13 protein-coding genes are annotated in these 15,036 nt (G+C 69.8%); 8 read left to right on the top strand and 5 right to left on the bottom strand.

The window, feature by feature from the left end; genetic code table 11:
- The first annotated feature begins 109 nt into the window (after positions 1–109).
- A complete protein-coding gene (locus tag OG266_RS29955) occupies positions 110–757 on the top strand; it encodes a TetR/AcrR family transcriptional regulator (protein ID WP_371549356.1) in 648 nt (215 codons plus the stop codon).
- A 4-nt stretch (positions 758–761) separates the two neighbouring features.
- Here OG266_RS29955 and OG266_RS29950 read toward each other — a convergent pair whose 3' ends face one another.
- Positions 762–1,559 carry a helix-turn-helix domain-containing protein gene (locus OG266_RS29950; protein ID WP_371549354.1) on the bottom strand — a complete coding sequence of 266 codons (798 nt, stop codon included), beginning with the start codon at positions 1,557–1,559 and terminating at the stop codon, positions 762–764.
- A 56-nt stretch (positions 1,560–1,615) separates the two neighbouring features.
- On the opposite strand from OG266_RS29950, the gene OG266_RS29945 reads away from it, so the two are divergent.
- Positions 1,616–2,188: a class I SAM-dependent methyltransferase gene (locus tag OG266_RS29945; protein ID WP_266462662.1), complete on the top strand. Its 573-nt coding sequence runs from the start codon at positions 1,616–1,618 to the stop codon at positions 2,186–2,188.
- A gap of 82 nt (positions 2,189–2,270) precedes the next feature.
- On the opposite strand, the gene katG is transcribed toward OG266_RS29945, so the two are convergent.
- Positions 2,271–4,487 carry a catalase/peroxidase HPI gene (gene katG / locus OG266_RS29940; RefSeq protein ID WP_371549352.1) on the bottom strand — a complete coding sequence of 739 codons (2,217 nt, stop codon included), beginning with the start codon at positions 4,485–4,487 and terminating at the stop codon, positions 2,271–2,273.
- A gap of 390 nt (positions 4,488–4,877) precedes the next feature.
- Between katG and OG266_RS29935 the strand changes: the two genes are divergently transcribed.
- Positions 4,878–5,288, top strand: coding sequence for a Fur family transcriptional regulator (locus tag OG266_RS29935; RefSeq protein ID WP_266462656.1), 411 nt, complete (start codon positions 4,878–4,880; stop codon positions 5,286–5,288).
- Between the two features lie 73 nt (positions 5,289–5,361).
- Here OG266_RS29935 and OG266_RS29930 read toward each other — a convergent pair whose 3' ends face one another.
- Positions 5,362–5,817, bottom strand: a complete 456-nt coding sequence (locus OG266_RS29930) for a protein-tyrosine phosphatase family protein (RefSeq protein ID WP_371553013.1) — start codon at positions 5,815–5,817, stop codon at positions 5,362–5,364.
- Positions 5,818–5,878: 61 nt separating this feature from the next.
- Positions 5,879–6,610: a FadR/GntR family transcriptional regulator gene (locus OG266_RS29925; RefSeq protein WP_371549350.1), complete on the bottom strand. Its 732-nt coding sequence runs from the start codon at positions 6,608–6,610 to the stop codon at positions 5,879–5,881.
- A 244-nt stretch (positions 6,611–6,854) separates the two neighbouring features.
- Here OG266_RS29925 and OG266_RS29920 point away from each other — a divergent pair, with 244 nt between their 5' ends.
- The 5 genes from OG266_RS29920 to OG266_RS29900 are packed head-to-tail and all read left to right on the top strand — an operon-like array spanning position 6,855 to position 13,469.
- Positions 6,855–8,483, top strand: a complete 1,629-nt coding sequence (locus OG266_RS29920; protein ID WP_371549348.1) for an ABC transporter substrate-binding protein — start codon at positions 6,855–6,857, stop codon at positions 8,481–8,483.
- A gap of 18 nt (positions 8,484–8,501) precedes the next feature.
- Entirely contained in the window at positions 8,502–9,461 is a 960-nt protein-coding gene (locus OG266_RS29915; RefSeq protein WP_266462646.1) for an ABC transporter permease, read from the top strand.
- Positions 9,461–11,452, top strand: coding sequence for a dipeptide/oligopeptide/nickel ABC transporter permease/ATP-binding protein (locus OG266_RS29910; RefSeq protein WP_371549345.1), 1,992 nt, complete (start codon positions 9,461–9,463; stop codon positions 11,450–11,452). Before OG266_RS29915 ends, OG266_RS29910 begins: the two co-directional genes overlap by 1 nt.
- 20 nt (positions 11,453–11,472) lie before the next feature.
- On the top strand, positions 11,473–12,534 hold the full coding sequence (locus OG266_RS29905; protein WP_371553011.1) for an oligopeptide/dipeptide ABC transporter ATP-binding protein: 1,062 nt from the start codon (positions 11,473–11,475) through the stop codon (positions 12,532–12,534).
- A complete protein-coding gene (locus OG266_RS29900; RefSeq protein ID WP_371549344.1) occupies positions 12,534–13,469 on the top strand; it encodes a dihydrodipicolinate synthase family protein in 936 nt (311 codons plus the stop codon). The genes OG266_RS29905 and OG266_RS29900 overlap by 1 nt, the downstream gene beginning before the upstream one ends.
- A gap of 274 nt (positions 13,470–13,743) precedes the next feature.
- Here OG266_RS29900 and OG266_RS29895 read toward each other — a convergent pair whose 3' ends face one another.
- A complete protein-coding gene (locus tag OG266_RS29895) occupies positions 13,744–14,958 on the bottom strand; it encodes an exo-alpha-sialidase (RefSeq protein WP_371549342.1) in 1,215 nt (404 codons plus the stop codon).
- Between the last annotated feature and the right edge of the window lie 78 nt (positions 14,959–15,036).

The following is a 15,036-nucleotide window of genomic DNA, read 5'->3' as shown; positions in this document are numbered from 1 at the left end:
GCACCGGCACCGGCACCGGTCTGCAATGGCATCGCACTACTATCCGAAGTGCGGACTCCGATTATACGGAGTCGCGACTTCGGATAGCAGCGATATGAGCGAAAGCGCGATGAGCACCCCAGACAGCACCCCCGGCAGCACCCCAGCCAACCGCGACCCCGGCGGCAGACGGCCGCAACGCGCTGACGCGCGAACCAACCGCGAGCGGATCCTGAACGTTGCCGATGAGGTCTTCGGCAAGGGTGGCGAATCCGCGTCCACCGAGGAGGTGGCCCGCCTGGCGGGCGTCGGCATCGCCACGGTCTTCCGCCACTTCCCCACCAAAGCGGCGCTGTTGGAGGCCGTTCTCGTGCAGCGGTTCGATCGCCTGCGCGAGCAGGCCGAAGCGCTGTTTGACGCCACGGACCCGGGTACGGCGTTCTTCGACTTCTTCAGCCACCTGGTCGCCGACGCGGCCGGCAAGATCGCCATTGCCGAGGCCCTGCTCGACGCCGGTGGTGACCACAGCGGCGACGCCGCCCAGGCATCGGACGGACTGCGCCGAGCCGTCGGTGCGCTGCTGCAGCATGCCCAACGCTCCGGCGCCGTCCGGGACGACGTCGAACTGCCCGAGGTGTACGCCTTGCTCGTTGCCACATCACGAGCCTCCGCACTCGCCCGCCTCGAGGAGGACGTACGGCACCGGATGCTCGCCATCGTCTTCGACGGCCTCGCCACGAGCCCGACGCGCTCCAAGGCCGCGGCCCCTCGGAGTTGAGCCCTCAGGAGCGCGCCGGAAAGTACTGCCGCGGTGTCACGCCCACGACGCGGTGGAAGGCCGCGACGAAGGAGCTGGCTGAGGCGTAGCCGACGTGGTGGGCGACTGTTTCCAGGGTCAGGCCGTCGGCGAGCAGCGGCATGGCGGCCTGCATGCGGAACTGCTCGCGCCACTGACCGAAGGCCAGGCCCGTTTCGGCGACGAAGAGGCGGGCCAACGTGCGTGAGCTGGCGCCGACTTGGGATCCCCAGGAGGACAGCGGGCGCCCGTCGGCCGGATCGGCGGTGAGGGCCTGGGCGATCGCACGCGTCCGTGGGTCCCACGGCTCGGGGACCGCGACGCTTGTCACCGGGACGGGGCTCAGTACGTCCAGGAGCACGGCCTCCGCGCGGGACCGAGCCCCCGGAGCGAGGTCCGTGCGCACCAGGTGGTCGACGAGGGCACGCTGCAACGGCCCGACCGCCACCACCGTCGGCTCCGTCCAGGCGATCTGCGGGCAGCTCGCGGGATCGACGTACGGACTCCGCATGACCGCGTCACCCTCCGACCCGGTCGAGTGCGGCAGCCCGGCGGGGATCCACAGGGCGAGCGAGGGCGGCAGCAGCCAGGAGCCCTTTTCGCTGCTGACGCGCAGCAACCCCTTTGCGGACCAGGCCAGTTGGTGGAAAGGATGCCAATGCGTGGTGAAGGAGGTTCCCCGGGGCATGGTGAAGTGCCCGACGAAGATCGCGGTGTCGGACGTGGGCGGGTGCGGTCCGTGCCGCGACGTCGCGGGCGGCGGGCGCTGTCCGTTCTGCGACATGGAACGGCAGCGTAGCCCGTGGTGGACAGGCCCCGGCGGCGCCTAGCGTCGGGGTCATGCCGATGAATCGAGCCCATCGCAAGCTGTGCAGCTCCGAGGAGTGGGCGCAGACCACCAAGGACCGCATTCTGCCCTGGGCCCTGGAGGGCGTTGATCTGGGCGAGGACGTACTGGAGATCGGACCCGGTTACGGAGCCAATCTGCGCGTACTCGTGGAACAGGTGCCCCGTCTGACCGGCGTGGAGATCGACGGGGACACCGCCCGCCTCCTCCAGGACACGTGGGGCGAGCGCGCCCGCATCCTCCACGCGGACGGCGCGGCCACGACCCTGCCCGACACCTCGTACGACTCCGTCGTCTGCTTCACGATGCTGCACCACGTCCCGACGGCCGCACACCAGGACCGCATCTTCGCCGAGGCCTTCCGTGTCCTGCGCCCCGGCGGCACCTTCGCCGGCAGCGACAGCCAACCCAGCCTGCGCTTCCGGCTGTTGCACTTCCGCGACACGATGAACACGCTGCGCCCGGACACCCTCCCCGCACGTCTGACGGGGGCGGGCTTCAAGGACGTATCCGTGGACCTGCACCCGGAAAGCGGCGGGCTCCGCTTCCGGGCCACCCGCCCCTGAGCACGCCGGGCCAACAGAAACGTCCAGGCCGACCCCTGCGGGCCGACCTGGACGTCACGGTCGATCAGTCGATCAGAAAAGGTCAGACGAGGTCGAACCGGTCCAGGTTCGAGACCTTCACCCACGCGGCGACGAAGTCGTTCACGAACTTCTCCTTCGCGTCATCGCTCGCGTAGACCTCCGCGAGCGCGCGCAGCTCGGAGTTCGAGCCGAAGACGAGGTCGGCACGGGTGCCGGTCCACTTGACGGCGCCGGAGGCGTCGCGGCCCTCGAACTCGTCCTGCGCGGTGGACGTCGACTTCCACTCCGTACCCAGGTCGAGCAGGTTGACGAAGAAGTCGTTGGTCAGCGTGCCCGGCCTGTCGGTGAGGACGCCGTGCTTGGACTGGCCGGAGTTGGCGCCGAGGACGCGCAGACCGCCGACGAGGACCGTCATCTCGGGTGCGCTGAGGCTCAGCAGGTTCGCCTTGTCCGTCAGCAGGAACTCGGCCGGCAGGCGGTTGCCCTTGCCGGCGTAGTTGCGGAAGCCGTCGGCCTTCGGCTCGAGCGCGGCGAACGACTCGACGTCCGTCTGCTCCTGCGTAGCGTCCACCCGGCCCGGCGTGAACGCCACCTCGACCTCGACGCCGCCGGCCTTGGCCGCCTGCTCGACGGCCGCGGAGCCCGCGAGCACGATCAGGTCGGCGAGGGAGACCTGCTTGCCGCCCGCGGAGTTGAAGGACTCCTGGATGCCCTCGAGCGTACGGAGCACCTGCGAGAGGTCGTCCGGGTTGTTGACCTCCCAGCCGCGCTGCGGCTCGAGGCGGATGCGGGCGCCGTTGGCGCCACCGCGCTTGTCGCTGCTGCGGAAGGAGGACGACGCGGCCCAGGCCGCGGAGACGAGCTGGGCGATCGTCAGGTCGGAGCCGAGGATCTGCTCCTTGAGGGAGGCGATGTCGGCGGCGTCGATGACCGCACCCTCGCGCGCCGGCAGCGGGTCCTGCCACAGCAGCACCTCGGAGGGGACCTCCGGGCCGAGGTAGCGCTGGATCGGGCCCATGTCGCGGTGCGTCAGCTTGTACCAGGCGCGGGCGAACGCGTCCGCGAGCTGCTCCGGGTTCTCGTAGAAGCGCCGCGAGATCTGCTCGTAGACCGGGTCGAACTTCAGCGAGAGGTCGGTGGTGAGCATCGTCGGGAGCTTCTTCTTCGACGCGTCGTGCGCGTCGGGGATGATCGCCTCGGCGTTCTTCGCCACCCACTGGTTCGCACCGGCCGGGCTCTGGGTGAGCTCGTACTCGTACTCGAAGAGGTTCGTGAAGAACCCGTTGCCCCACTGGGTCGGCGTGGCGGTCCAGGTCACCTCGAGGCCACTGGTGATGGCGTCGCCGCCCTTGCCGGTGCCGTAGGTGCTCTTCCAGCCGAGACCCATCTGCTCGATCGGGGCGGCCTCGGGGTCGTCGCCGACGCTCTCCGCCGGGCCCGCGCCGTGGGTCTTGCCGAAGGTGTGGCCACCGGCGATGAGGGCGACGGTCTCCTCGTCGTTCATCGCCATGCGGCGGAACGTCTCGCGGATGTCGCGGGCCGCGGCGATCGGGTCCGGGTTCCCGTTCGGGCCCTCCGGGTTGACGTAGATGAGACCCATCTGGACGGCGCCGAGCGGGTCCTCCAGCTCGCGGTCGCCGGTGTAGCGCTCGTCGTCGAGCCAGGTCGTCTCGGGGCCCCAGTAGACGTCCTCGTCCGGCTCCCACACGTCGGCGCGGCCGCCGGCGAAGCCGAAGGTCTTGAAGCCCATCGTCTCCAGCGCGACGTTGCCCGTGAGGATCATGAGGTCGGCCCAGGAGATGTTCTGGCCGTACTTCTTCTTGACCGGCCACAGCAGACGGCGGGCCTTGTCCAGGTTGCCGTTGTCCGGCCAGCTGTTGAGCGGGGCGAAGCGCTGCTGCCCGGCACCCGCGCCACCGCGACCGTCGCTGATGCGGTACGTACCGGCGCTGTGCCAGGCCATACGGATCATGAGCGGGCCGTAGTTGCCGAAGTCCGCCGGCCACCAGTCCTGCGAGGTGGTCAGGATCTCGGCGATGTCCCGCTTCACGGCCGGGAGGTCGAGGGTCTTGAACGCCTCGGCGTAGTCGAACTCCTCACCGAGGGGGTTGGACACGGCGGGGTTCTTGGCGAGGATCTTCAGGTTGAGCTGTTCCGGCCACCACTGGCGGTTTCCGCCGCCCTGGGTCGGGTGCGGGGCGCGTCCGTGCGCGACGGGGCAGCCACCTCCACCCTCCGATTTCGCGTCGGTGACGATTGCGTCGTTGTTCTCAGTCATGGGAATCCTTCCGGACCTGGCGGATCACGTGCTCAGGAACTGCGGGCGGTGGAACGGTCGGGCGGGGGGTACGAAGTCTGTGGTCGGCGACGGCGAAGTCGGGGGTACAGGCCTCTCCGGCCTGTGGAGGGCCTCACGCACGACAAGGGAGAAACGGCCCGCGCGATCGCGCATCCCGGAGGGGATGGATCGCCTCGACGCCGAGGTGGTCCCGTCACGTCTCTGTCTCATGCCGTACTGGAGTCTTCCTGTCCCTTGGCTATCGCCAGATCCGATCCTACGATGGACGGAGTCCAAGTCAAGAAGCGGGCCAAGCCCATATCCAACCGGACCCCGGACCTAGACCGGTAAACTCCGGGCATCACACCGAACCTGAATAGGTGAACCGATATGAGTGACCTGCTGGAGCGACTGCGGGGGCGTGGCTGGCGGATGACTTCCCAGCGACGCGTCGTTGCGGAGGTCCTCGACGGCGAACACGTGCACCTCACGGCCGACGAGGTGCACGCCCGTGCGGCGCAGCGGCTGCCGGAGATCTCCCGGGCGACCGTCTACAACGCCCTGGGCGAGCTCGTCTCCCTCGGCGAGGTGATAGAGGTCTCCACGGACGGCCGCGCCAAGCGTTATGACCCGAACGCGCACCACCCGCACCAACACCTGGTGTGCTCCAAGTGCGGCACCATCCGTGACGTCCACCCGGCCGGCAATCCGCTGGCCGACCTCCCTGCGGAGGAGCGGTTCGGTTTCACGGTGTCCGACGTCGAGGTCACCTACCGGGGGCTGTGCCCGGACTGTTCCTGAGCGCTCCGCCGGCAGTCCGGTGGTGCTTCGTCTGCGGGTCCGTTGTGGCTGGTCGCGCAGTTCCCCGCGCCCCTTACGGGGCTGCGGTACCGCAGCCGGTGAAGCGCCGTACGTACGCCCGCTGCCAAGGCGTCTCCACCGCATGCCGGTCGTAGTGCCGACGTACGAAATCAACCGCCCCCTCCGGAGACACGCCGTCGAGGATCGCCAGGCAGGCCAACGCCGTGCCCGTGCGGCCCCGGCCGCCGCCGCAGGCTAGTTCGACGCGGTCGGTGGAGGTTCGGCTCCAGGCCTCGGTGAGCAGTTCGGCGGCCCGGGTGCGGTCGGCGGGCAGGCGGAAGTCCGGCCAGCGCAGCCAGTGGGCCTCCCAGGGGACTTCGGGGGGCTGCTTGCCGAGGAGATACACGGCGTACGTCGGTGACGGGCCCTCGGTCGGAAGCGGGCGGCGCAGGGCGCGGCCACGCACCAGCCGGCCGGAGGGCAGACGCAGGACGCCCGCACCGTTCGGGTTCCAGGTCGCCCCGGTCACGGGGACGGGCTCACCGCCAGCGGCTCCCGCACCGTTCGGGTCCCAAGCCGTTCCACTCACGTCAGCTCACCCCCCGTGACTCCTGTGCCGCCCGCGCCTCGATGCCCCGGAAGTGGAACGCCATCGCCCGCTGTGCGCCCTCCACGTCGTGGGCGCGCAGGGCGGTGACGATGTCGCGGTGGCGGCGGACGGTGACCTCGGGTGCCGGGTCGTCGGTCCAGCCGCGGATGCCGGAGACGCGGCGGAAGACGGTCCAGAAGGCGCCGAGGAGCTGTGGGACGAGGGCGTTGCCGAGGGAGGCGTACAGCAACTCGTGGAATTCGCGGTCGAGTTCGGCGAAGGGGCCGCCCTCCTGGCCCGCGGTCTCCATCCGGGTCACGACGGATTCGAGCCGGTCGAGCTCGGCCTCGGAGAGTGTGCCGGCGACCCGGCGGATCAGCCCCTCCTCCAGCACCTCGCGGACCTGGAGTATCTCGGCCAGCGCGCTCGCGTCGTCGCTGGGCCGTGCGAGGGTCCGGAAGGTCAGTCCGTCGACCAGGGGTGTCAGAGATGCCTCGCCGACGTACGTGCCGTATCCATGCCTTATGTCGACTATGTCGAGGGCCTGGAGGGCCTTGAGGGCCTCACGGACGGAGTTGCGGCTGACGCCCAGGTCCTCCATGAGTTCCGCCTCGGTCGGCAGCGGCGCGCCGGCCCGGAGTTTGCGGTCGAGGATCAGCTGCATCACCTCGCGCTGTATCTGGCCGCTCAACCGGCGTTCGGGCCTGCGCCGGCTACCGGTCTCCTCGGGCATGCGCCGCATCGTACGCTCGCTGGACATCCGACGTCCCACCTCCGGGATGAAGAAACGTCAATCAGTAATTGACAAGTCGTCAATTAGGCCTATTTCTAGGTGCCATTGGTCGCACCTTTGGAACATACGCCATTCGTGCGTGTTCCCTTGACCCCCCTCACGCCCCCTCTTAGGGTCACGCTGCCCCCTATGACGTAGGACGTCGTATCTCCCACTCACTGGACCACTCCTCACTGGAGGAACCGTGCGCGACGTGACCCCCACTCCGGCGCTGCACCGCCGGTCGTTCCTGAAGTACACCGGCGCGCTGGGCGCGGCCGCCGCCGTCTCGTCGTCCCTGTCGGCCTGCTCGGCGGGGCCGGAGTCCACGAACGACACCGGCGGCGGGGGCAGCGGCGGGAACAGCACGCTGACCGCCGTCATCGGCTACGGGAACGACGGCAGCTGGGATCCGACGCAGACGGCGTCCGCCTTCTCGATGGCCGCCAACAACCACATCTACGAGGGCCTGCTCGACACGGACCCGATCTCCCGCGAGCCCTACGCCGCGCTCGCCACGCAGGTGCCCGCCGACCTCACCGGCACCTCCTGGAAGTTCGAGCTGCGCCCGGGCGCCAGGTTCCACGACGGGAAGCCCGTCACCGCGGACGACGTGGTGTTCGTGTTCGACCGGATCCTCGATCCGAAGACGCAGACCCTCGGCAAGGGCTTCTTCGCGAGCTGGCTGAAGGAGGTCAGGAAGATCGACGCGATGAACGTCGAGCTGGTCCTCAAGTTCCCCTTCCCCGAAGGGGTTTCCCGGCTCACCCTCGCGAAGGTCATGCCGAAGCACGTCTTCTCCCAGCCGGGCGCCTGGGACGAGGCGATCAGGGGCAAGGCGATCGGCTCGGGACCGTACCGGCAGACCGCCCACCACCCGAAGTCGAACACCACCTTCGAGGCCTTCGCCGACTACAACGGCCCGCGCAAAGCGGCGTTCAAGAAGATGAACTGGCTGACGATGGTGGACGCCGCACCGCGCGTCGCGAAGATCTCGGGGGCGAGCGCCGGAGCGCCGATCGCCGACAACATCCCCTACGCCAACATCGAGCAGCTCAAGAAGGGCGGCATGACCGTCCAGGGCGGCGCGGGGATGAACAACCTCTTCCTGATGTTCAACACCCAGCACAAGCCCTTCGACGATGTGCGGGTGCGCCAGGCGCTGCACTACGCCATCGACACCGACAAGATGGTCCAGGTCGCACTGAAGGGGCACGGCAGGGCGTCGAGTTCGTTCCTCAACGAGGGCAACCCGAGCTACCGGCCGGCGAAGACCGTCTACGCGTACGACCCGGAGAAGGCGAAACAGCTCCTGGCGGACGCGGGCGTCGAGGGGCTGAAGGTCGACATCATGGCGGTCAACGTCAGTTGGATCGTCGACTGCCTGCCCACGATCAAGGCGTCCTGGGACGCGATCGGTGTCGAGACGACGCTCGACCCGCAGGAGACCACGGCCGTCTTCACGAAGATGGACCAGAAGCAGGACTACCAGGTGGTCGCGGCGGCCTCGAACCCCAACCAGTTCGGCCTCGACGCGGACCTGATCATGCACTACAACTACGGCCCCCAGAACCTGTGGATGGGCTACGCCCGCTGGGCCGGTGACCCCGTGGCCAAGAAGCTCTTCAAGGACATGGACCAGGCGACGCAGGAGCCGGACGCCACCCGGAAGAAGACGATGATCCAGGACTACATCGACGTCGTCGCCGAACAGGCCGTGCTCTACCCGGTCGTGCACAACGAGCTGATGACCGCCTGGGACCCGAGGAAGCTCACGGGGATAAGGGCACAGCCGTACCCCGGGATCAACCTCCTGCAAGCCAAGTGGGCGTAGACCGGAGGTAGTCAGCACGTGGTCACCGTCGCCAGGATCCTGCTCCGCCGTATCGCCCTGCTCGTACCGCTGATGCTCGGGATCGTGCTCTTCGTCTTCATCGTGATGCGGTTCTCGGACGTCGATCCGGCATCCGCGTTCTTCCAGGGCGCCAATCCGACGCCGCAGCAGCTGATCGACTTCCGGGAGCAGAACGGGCTCCTCGACCCGTTCCCGGTGCGCTACTTCCACTTCCTGGGGGACCTGCTCCACGGCGACCTGGGCACCAGCGCGCTGACCGGCGCACCGGTGCTCGAACAGATCACCACCGCGCTGCCGCTCACCCTCCAGCTCACCTTCCTTGGCCTGGGCATCGCGGTGGTGCTCTCGCTGCTCGGCGGGGTCACCGCGGCGATCTACCGCGACCGGCTGCCGGACCAGATCATCCGGGTCGTCTCGCTGACCGGTGTCGCGGCGCCCGGCTTCTGGCTGGCGCTGCTGATGATCCAGTACCTGGCCGTCGACCTGGGCTGGTTCCCGACCGGCGGCTACATCAACCCGGCCGACTCCCTGACCGGCTGGCTCAAGACGATGACGCTGCCCGCGCTCGCGCTGTCGCTGCCGGTCGCCGCGCAGCTCACCAGGATCGTGCGGACCTCGGTGGTCGAGGAGCTCGACAAGGACTATGTGCGCACGGCGATCGGCAGCGGCCTGCCGCCCCACGTGGTCGTCGGCCGCAACGTCCTGCGCAACGCCCTGATGAACCCGCTCACCGTGCTCGGGCTGCGCGTGGGGTACCTGCTCGGCGGGGCGGTCGTCATCGAGACGATCTTCTCCCTGCCCGGCATGGGGAAGCTGATGATCGACGCCGTGAAGAACGGTGACCCGGCGGTCGTCCAGGGCGTCGTCCTGACCACGGCCACCGGCTTCGTCGTCGTGAACCTCGTCATCGACATCCTGTATCTGCTGGTCAACCCGCGGCTGAGGGAGGCGACCTGATGTTCACATCGTTCAATCGCAAGCGTCTCACCGAGGCCCTGTCCCGGCCCGGCATCCGGCTGCGCGGCTGGCGCCGGCTGCCGCTCCTCTCCCGGGTCGCGGTCTGCTTCCTGACGCTCGTCGTCGTGGTGGCGGTGTTCGCGCCGCTGCTCGCACCGGACGACCCGCTCGACCAGCAGCCGCTCGTCGGCGGCACGGGAGCCCCGTCCGCAGAGCACTGGATGGGGCAGGACAGCCTCGGCCGGGACATCATGAGCCGGCTGATGTACGGCGCCCGCTGGTCGCTTGCCATCGGCCTGGGCGCCACCGCGCTCGCCCTCGTCGTGGGAGCACTCCTCGGCGCGGTCGCGGCGACCTCGCGCAAGGCGGTCGACGAGACGCTGATGCGCTGCCTGGACGTGGTCATGGCGTTCCCCGGCATCGCACTGGCCGCCGTCCTGGTGGCCGTGTTCGGCGGCGGGATCACCGTGCTGATCTGCGCGATCGCGTTCCTGTTCACACCGCCCGTCGCCAGGGTCGTACGCGCGAACGTCCTCGACCAGTACGGCGAGGACTACGTCACTGCCGAGCACGTCATCGGCGCCCGCACCCCGCACATCGTCATCAAGCACGTGGCGATCAACTGCGCCGCGCCCATCCTGGTGTTCTGCACCGTGCAGGTCGCCGAGGCCATCGTCTTCGAGGCCTCACTGTCCTTCATCGGCGCGGGGGTCAGGCCCCCGGACCCGTCCTGGGGCAGCGTCATCGCCGACGGCAAGAACATGGTGCTCACCGGCGGCTGGTGGGCCACCGTCTTCCCGGGCCTGCTGATGCTGATCACCGTGCTGTCGCTGAACATCCTCTCCGAGGGCGTCTCGGACGCGTGGGCCGCGCCCGCCGCGCGCGACGTACCGGCACGAGAGGCGAAGGACCGGCTGGAGGCCCCCGAGCCCGGCAGCGGCAAGGTCCTGGATCTGCCGGGGCTCACCGAGGCAGCGGCCCGGCTGCGCAGCCGGGCCCGCCCCCTTCCCGAGGGCGCCGTGCCCGTCCTGGCCGTCGAGAACCTGGCCATCGGCTTCGATGCCCGCCACGGGGGTGTGGACATCGTCGACGGCATCAGTTTCGAGGTGCAGCCGGGTGAGGTGCTCGGGCTGGTGGGCGAGTCCGGCTGCGGCAAGTCGCTGACCGCGCTGACGGTGATGGGCCTGGAGCCGAAGGGCGCCAGGGTCCGCGGCCATGTCCGGTTCAACCAACGGCAGTTGGTGGGCGAGCCGATGCGCGTACGGCGCAGACTCCTCGGCCACGAGATGGCGATGATCTACCAGGATGCGCTGTCGTCCCTGAACCCGGCGATGACGATCCGGGCACAGCTGAAACAGGTCGTACGGCGAGGCGGCAAGCGCACTCCTGCGGAGCTGTTGGAGCTGGTCGGCCTCGACCCCGAACGCACCCTGCGCAGCTACCCGCACGAGCTCTCCGGCGGCCAGCGCCAGCGCGTACTGATCGCCATGGCGCTGTCCCGCGACCCCAAGCTCATCGTCGCCGACGAACCGACGACGGCCCTCGACGTGACCGTCCAGGCGCAGGTCATGGAGCTGCTGCTGCGGCTGCGCACGGAGCTGGACTTCGCACTGATCCTCGTCTCCCACGACCTGGCGCTGATCTCGGCGGTCACCGACCGGGTGGTCGTCATGTACGGCGGCCAGATCGTCGAGACCGGGGTGACCGCCGACCTCGTCGAGGAGCCGGCCCACCACTACACACGCGGACTCCTCGGCAGCGTGCTGTCGCTGGAGACGGCCGCCGAGCGGATGACGCAGATCAAGGGCGTCGTGCCCTCCCCCGCGGACTTCCCGGCGGGCTGCCGGTTCGCCGACCGCTGCCCGATGGCGAGCGAGCCGTGCCGCGACACCGCACCCGACCTGCTGGGCAGCCGCTACCACCTGGCGGCCTGCCACCATCCGGCGATCGACCTGACACCGGAACCGACCGGAAGCGAGGTCGTGAATTGAAGGGTGAATTGAACGGCGAGCTGAACGCGCTGGTGACACTCGCCGACGCCCACGTCGTCCACAAGGCCCGCACCGGGGGCCTCTTCTCCCGCGACCGGGTGTACGCCCTCACCGGCGCCGACCTCACCATCGCGCCCGGCGAGACGGTCGGCGTCGTCGGTGAGTCCGGCTGCGGCAAGTCGACACTCGCCAAGGTGCTGGTGGGGGTGCAGCGGCCGACGTCCGGCACGGTGACGTTCGGCGGCCGGGACCTGTGGTCGCTGCCGCCCACCGAACGGCGTACGGCCGTCGGCGGCAGCACCGGCATGATCTTCCAGGACCCGTCGACGGCGCTGAACCGGCGGCTGACGGTCCGGCAGATCCTGCGGGACCCCCTCGACGTCCACAAGCGCGGTACGCCGGCCCGGCGCGAGGAGCGGGTCAAGGAGCTGATGGAGCTGGTCGGCCTGCCCCGCGTCCTGGCCGAGGGCCTGCCGGGCCAGCTCTCCGGCGGCCAGCGCCAGCGCGTCGCCATCGCCCGCGCCCTCGCCCTCGACCCCGACCTCGTCGTGGCCGACGAGCCCACGAGCGCCCTTGACGTGTCGGTCCGCGCCCAGATCCTCAACCTCCTCCTGGACCTCAAGGAACGCCTGGGCCTCGCCCTCGTCTTCGTCTCGCACGACATCCAGACGGTACGCAGGATGAGCGACCGGGTGATCACGATGTACCTCGGCCGGATCGTCGAGGAGTCCCCGGCCCACGAGGTCACCGACAGCTCCCGGCACCCGTACACCCGGGCCCTCTTCTCAGCCGCCCCCGGCCTCCTCGACCCCATCGACCCCATCCCCCTGGTGGGACCCGTCCCCTCGGCCACCCGCCCGCCGTCCGGCTGCCCCTTCCGTACCCGCTGCTGGAAGGCGGACGCGGTGTGCGCGGGTGCCATGCCGGACTTCACGGCCGCGTCGCACCCCGATCACCGTTACCGGTGCCACCATCCTGTGCAGGAGGGTCAGTCGACGCGCGACCTGGTCACGCAGGCGCTGTCCGCCTCGCCGGCCGCCGCCACGGCCGACGTCCCGCTCGAGCACACCAGGGAGCCTTGATGTCGATCCCCACCCCGCTGGCCGGTGTCGTTCCGCCCGTCTGCACGCCCCTGACACCGGCCCGCGAGGTGGACGTCCCCTCCCTCATCAGGCTCGTGGACCACCTGGTGGAGGGCGGGGTGCACGGTCTGTTCGTGCTCGGCTCCTCCTCCGAGGCCGCGTATCTCACGGACGCGCACCGGCGGCTCGTCGTCTCCACCGTCGTCTCGCACGTCGGCGGGCAGCTTCCCGTGCTTGCCGGGGCGATCGACATGACGACGCCGCGGGTGCTGGACCACGTGGAGTACGCGGCCTCGGCCGGCGCCGACGCGGTCGTGGTGACCGCCCCCTTCTACACCCGCACCCACCCCGCCGAGATCGCCCGCCACTTCCGCGTCCTCGCCGCACGCTCGCCCCTGCCCGTCTTCGCCTACGACCTTCCGATGTCCGTCCACACCAAGCTGAGCCCCGAGCTGGTGCTCGAACTCGCCGCCGACGGTGTCCTCGCCGGCCTCAAGGACTCCAGCGGGGACCTGGCAGGCTTCCGCTCCGTCGTCATGGGCGCCCGCTCGCATCCCGGCATCACCGGCTTCAGTGTGCTGACCGGGTCCGAGCTCGTCGTCGACTCCGCGCTCGCGCTGGGGGCCGACGGGGTCGTGCCCGGGCTGGCGAATGTCGACCCCGAGGGGTACGTGCGGCTGTACCGGCTCTGCCGGGACGGGGACTGGGGGCGTGCTCGGGCCGAGCAGGAACGGTTGTGTGCGTTGTTCGGGATCGTGGGGGTTGGGGATCCGGCGCGGATGGGGGGTAGTTCCGCCGGGCTCGGAGCCTTCAAGGCGGGGCTGTATCTGCGGGGGGTCATCGACTGTCCGGTCACGGCGGAGCCGCAGGTTGCGTTGTCGGAGGGGGAGGTTGAGCGGGTGGGGAAGTATCTGGCGGCGGCGGGGTTGCTGTAGGGGGTTTTCGCCCCCTCCGCCCCTACCCGACCCGTACCTGGGGGCTGCCGCCCCCAGACCCCCGCTTTCGGCCTGGACGGCCTCGTCCTCAAACGCCGGACAGGCTGAAAGATCTTCCCCGGCCAGGGCGAAAGACTTCAGCGCCAGCCGGGGAAAGATTCAGCCCCTCCGGCGTTTGAGGAGCGGGGGTCCAGGGGGCGGAGCCCCTTGGCGGGGTCTGGGGCGGAGCCCCAGGGACAAGGGACGGGTAGGGGCGGAGGGGGCGAAAAACTCACTACCCCCGCAGGTCAGCCACCCGCACCCGGCGGAACTCGATCCTCTCGTACGTCCCCGTCGAACCCGTCTCGTAGAGGACCCCCACTCGACTGGTCCCGAGCTGCACGAGGTCGGAGTACGCGGCCCGCTGCTGCGACAGCGTGACCACCTTGGTGAACGTCAGACCCCCGTTCGTGCTGCGCCAGATCGCCATGGACTGGCGCGCGGTGGGAACGGACGGCCCGGAGAAGAGCAGCCCCGCACCCGAGCCCCGCAACTGAAGGACGCTGCCCTGGACGACAGGGACATCGTCCAGAGAGGGCTGGACCCTGTACCGGCGGTCCAGCGTCTCCGCGCCGTCGCTGGAGTAGGAGTCGAGCCGGTTGCCGGCACTCGTGCCGTTCTGGTCACGGGAGCTGAAGTAGATCCGCCCGTCGGGAAGTTCGGCCGCGATGGACTCGTTCGCGTTGTCGACACCGTCGTAGGAGTCGTCGACGAAGCCGAGCGCCCAGGTCAGCCCACCGTCGTCGCTGAAGATGGCGTGGGCGCCGTAGTACTTGGGCTCCTGCCCGGTGTCGGCGGACCCGGCACCCGGCGCGGCGGAGTGATTGGCGGCGACCACCAGGCGCCCGGCATGCGGCCCGTGCCGCAGGGCGACCGCGTGCCCGGGCCCGGTGGCGTACCACCGCCAGTTCGGCAGCTTCACCTCCGCCGTGATGTCACGGGGAGCGGAGAAGCTGAGCCCGTCGTCGAGGCTCGTCTGTACGAAGACGCGCCGGCTCTGTGCCGGAGTGACCTCGCCCCGCATGATCTGACCCTCGGTCACGGCCCCGCTGTTGTACGACGTGACGAGCACGATCCGGCCGGTGCGCGGGTCCACGACCGGCGCCGGGTTGCCCCGGGTGTCCCCGTTCCCGGACGCGACGACCCGCAGCGCACCCCACGTACAGCCGTTGTCGTAGGAACGTCTGACGACGACGTCGATGCTGCCGCTGTCGCCCGCGCCGTTGTGCCGCCCCTCGGCGAAGGCGAGCAGCGTGCGGGCGGGGGTCGTGACCGTGGCCGGGATGCGGTACGTGTCGTAGCCGCCCTGGCCCGCGGTGTACGGCACGGAGGAGGTGCAGTCCTGCGAGGACAGCGGACCGGCGGACGCGGTGCCGGTACCGAGGCCGGCGACGGCCGTGAGGAGTGCGGTGGCTGCCGCGAACGCGGCCGGACGGCTCATGACGGTCATGGCGCTCCCTGAACTGCGACGGACGACAGACGACGGGCGACAGACAACGGATGACGGATGACGGATGACGGATGACGG

Origin of the sequence: Streptomyces sp. NBC_00554, from assembly GCF_041431135.1 — a bacterium.
In the GTDB taxonomy this organism is placed as follows: Bacteria; Actinomycetota; Actinomycetes; order Streptomycetales; family Streptomycetaceae; genus Streptomyces.
Note: the sequence above shows the minus strand (reverse complement) of the source record. Positions and strands in the feature narration are given on the sequence as shown.

Bases quoted from the DNA above. Each gene is read 5' to 3' on its own strand.
- OG266_RS29945 (WP_266462662.1), top strand. From the start codon at position 1,616: ATGCCGATGAATCGAGCCCATCGCAAGCTGTGCAGCTCCGAGGAGTGG.
- OG266_RS29925 (WP_371549350.1), bottom strand. From the start codon at position 6,610: ATGCCCGAGGAGACCGGTAGCCGGCGCAGGCCCGAACGCCGGTTGAGC.
- OG266_RS29955 (WP_371549356.1), top strand. From the start codon at position 110: ATGAGCACCCCAGACAGCACCCCCGGCAGCACCCCAGCCAACCGCGAC.
- OG266_RS29900 (WP_371549344.1), top strand. From the start codon at position 12,534: ATGTCGATCCCCACCCCGCTGGCCGGTGTCGTTCCGCCCGTCTGCACG.
- OG266_RS29950 (WP_371549354.1), bottom strand. From the start codon at position 1,559: ATGTCGCAGAACGGACAGCGCCCGCCGCCCGCGACGTCGCGGCACGGA.
- katG (WP_371549352.1), bottom strand. From the start codon at position 4,487: ATGACTGAGAACAACGACGCAATCGTCACCGACGCGAAATCGGAGGGT.
- OG266_RS29910 (WP_371549345.1), top strand. From the start codon at position 9,461: ATGTTCACATCGTTCAATCGCAAGCGTCTCACCGAGGCCCTGTCCCGG.
- OG266_RS29895 (WP_371549342.1), bottom strand. From the start codon at position 14,958: ATGACCGTCATGAGCCGTCCGGCCGCGTTCGCGGCAGCCACCGCACTC.
- OG266_RS29935 (WP_266462656.1), top strand. From the start codon at position 4,878: ATGAGTGACCTGCTGGAGCGACTGCGGGGGCGTGGCTGGCGGATGACT.